The sequence below is a fragment of the Citrobacter sp. wls826 genome (assembly GCF_005281245.1).
GTDB classification, from domain to species: Bacteria; Pseudomonadota; Gammaproteobacteria; order Enterobacterales; family Enterobacteriaceae; genus Citrobacter; species Citrobacter braakii.
The window spans coordinates 111,497-114,470 of the sequence record NZ_SZWS01000024.1 but is presented as its reverse complement, the minus strand read 5'-3'; the positions used below and the strand labels follow the sequence as shown (position 1 = coordinate 114,470).

General features: G+C 52.6%; 3 protein-coding genes. All 3 read right to left on the bottom strand.

Features of this window, described 5'->3' with window-relative positions; genetic code table 11:
* Positions 1–1,005, bottom strand: a 1,005-nt coding sequence (locus FDW87_RS05610; RefSeq protein WP_252363023.1) for a serine dehydratase subunit alpha family protein, incomplete at its 3' end; no start/stop codon positions are given.
* A gap of 24 nt (positions 1,006–1,029) precedes the next feature.
* Entirely contained in the window at positions 1,030–2,361 is a 1,332-nt protein-coding gene (locus tag FDW87_RS05605) for an amino acid permease (protein WP_016157542.1), read from the bottom strand.
* A gap of 326 nt (positions 2,362–2,687) precedes the next feature.
* Positions 2,688–2,974 (bottom strand): L-serine ammonia-lyase, iron-sulfur-dependent, subunit alpha (locus FDW87_RS21855; protein ID WP_252363022.1); only part of this gene is annotated, 287 nt, incomplete at its 5' end.

Here is a 2,974-nt window from a genome sequence, read left to right as displayed (position 1 = left end):
CCCCGCCGCGGCGCCCATCGCCGCCGTGGTTGCCGCACACAATGCAGACAAACGCGGAAGCTGATGATGGATGTAGATAGCGCTCAGGTGAGACAACATCAGCGCACGCGCCAGTTTTTCTTCATCCGCACCAAAGTGCTCAGCCACCACCATTACCGGAACGGTCGCGGTAATCCCCTGATTACCGGAGCCCGAGTTGCTCATTGCCGGAAGCGTCGCCCCGCCCATTCGCGCATCCGATGCCGCACTGGTGCGGATCAGAATAGAGGTGGAGAGATCGTTCGCCAGCAAGCCACGCGCGCACTGCTTCTCAAGCGTGGTTCCGATGTGCAAGCCCCAGTTACCGCGCAGCCCTTCCTGGGACAGCGCACCGTTCAGTTTCGCCGCATCGAGAATAAAGCGGATTGACTCAAACGGTACCGCGTTCACGAACGCCAGAATCTCTTCCAGCGATGTGTGAGACAATACCGCCAACGGCGACTCTTGCTCCTCTTCCTGAGCGTTCTGTTCTGTCGTGAACACCACGCCCTTATTGGTCTCAATGTGCACAATGTTGGTATGACCACCAACAATCGTCACGCACGCCCATCCCTCAGCGCTATAAACCTTCGCACGGGAGAAGAGAATGTCCTCGCATGGCTCCTGCAGCATCACCGCGACCTTCCCGGCGGTAAGCATCGCTTTCGCATCGGCAATCGCTTGAGGCGAGGCGTCTTTCAGTACCTCTAAACCGGCGTGGGCATTTCCCCCCAGCGCACCCAGTGCCGCCGCGACAGGCAGCCCAACCATTCCGGTACCCGGCACGGTAACGCCCATGCCGTTTTTCATCAGGTTCGGTGAGACCCACGCATCAATGCGTTCAACCGCGCCGTCCAGCTCAGAGGAGGCGACCGCTGCCGCCAGAGCCAGAGAGATAGGTTCCGTGCAGCCCAGCGCAGGCTTAACTTCTTCCTGCACCGCGCGGATAAAACTATCCCATAATGGATTCAATGTAGTCTCAAACATAACAACAACCTTTGCTCAGATATCTCAGGAAAATGCCAGGAACGGAGAAACGCACAGCAGCAGGCCCGTGACAATAATCAGATACAGGGAAGCGCCTTTGTATTTGTGCAGTGCAGGAACTTTGTAGACCAACCAGGCCGGGATCAGACATCCCACCATGCCGAAGATAGGGCTACAAATAGAAGTGAAGCTCAGTACCGGCGCATTGAGCACAATGGCTCCCCACGCCAGCAGGATAGCGAAAACCATAATGCCGCGCTGAACCAGGGTCTCATTGATTTTCTCGGCTGGCATTTTGCGGCGCAGCACGTTCATCACGATCCCTTGAGTGGCTTCACGGAACCCTAAGTAAACGCCGAAGAAAGCGGTCATTACGGCAAAGATGTTCAGAATAACGCTGACGATTTTCACCCAGCCAGCACCCGCGCCGCTGATAAACTGCGCGGCAATCGCCAGAGCGGAAATGTTCTGCTCATAAGCTTTAACCGCTTCGTCATGGCCCATCGCTAGCGTGAAGGAAACGGCGTAGAAAAAGACGGTCACAAACAGAATACCGAACGCAATATTCATGGCTCGCAGGGCTTTATGGCGTGCCACTTCAATGGATTTATTGCGAGAACGATAGGAGATAACCATCGGGCTTAAGGTCTGAATAAACAGAATCGAGGTCAGGGTAAACGGCAGCGTGATAATCGCGTTTTTGATCAACAGTGCCATCGGCGGCAGTGAACCTACGTTATATAAATGCCACATCCCAACCATCGACACGCCAAGCGCCGCCACCACCAGCAGCTTGGTCAGTACCATACCGGTGGAGATTTTAAACAGCAGTTTTTCCCCGCGGGACGAGATAGCCACCAGGATGCAAATCAGCACCAGTCCATAGAACGGGCTGTCGGACAGTAAACCTTCAGTAACGCCAAAAGTATGCAGGTAGGAGGCGCTATCGTTGGTGATGGCGGTGGAATAGACGAACATCCAGATAACCAGCATCACAAAATACAACGCACCTAACAGGATGCCCCAGTTCTTACCCAGATAGCCGCTGATCACGCTCGGGTAGTCTTTACACTCTGGGGACTCAGCCAGCGTATTAATAAACAGACGCTGGAACAGATACATGGCTGGGTAGCCGATGATAGAGGAGAGCAAAAACACCCACAGCCCCATCAAACCCACCTGGACGGGAAGAAAAACAATCCCCGCACCAATTGCCATACCGATACTCATAATGACCCAGCCGGTGTCCATGCTGTCGAATTTAATGGCTTCGCGCCATTCACTTTCGGTCATTCCCGCCCGACGTGCCGGAGCAGATGCGTCGAGTATTACGCTGTTATTCGTTGCCGTTTCCATAATTTTCCGCTCAATATGTAGGTAGAGGTTTTTATATTTTTTTCGTACTGCCTCAATGCGATACGCAGTACTACGGTGCAGGTGAGCTATTGGAGTAATGAGGAAATCATACGCGCAGGATCAGAGAAAAACTTCACAAACAAACCCCTGTAATTTCTAAAAGTTAAGAAATATTTTCTCTTTTATTTCCATATAAAGAATTGAATTTCTATATTTGAAGCAGATCACAACAAAAAAGGCGCACTAACGTGCACCTTTTTTTATCATGCCATATTGATTAATTTATTGCCGGATAGCGCTGCGCTGACCAGGCACGGCTTTACACCTCAGGTACAAACCACTTTAATTGCCAACCCACCGCGTGAGGTTTCACGGTATTTGTCGTTCATATCTTTGCCCGTTTCATACATGGTCTCGATCACTTTATCGAGCGAAACGCGTGGTTCTGACGTTCGACGTAGCGCCATGCGCGCGGCGTTGACGGCTTTTACTGCGTTGATCGCATTACGTTCAATGCACGGTATTTGCACCTGTCCGGCTACCGGATCGCAGGTCAGCCCCAGGTTATGCTCCATGGCGATTTCCGCTGCAATGCAGACCTGCGACGGGCTAC

Coding starts and splice junctions, on each gene's coding strand:
- FDW87_RS05605 (WP_016157542.1), bottom strand. CDS start 2,361: ATGGAAACGGCAACGAATAACAGCGTAATACTCGACGCATCTGCTCCG.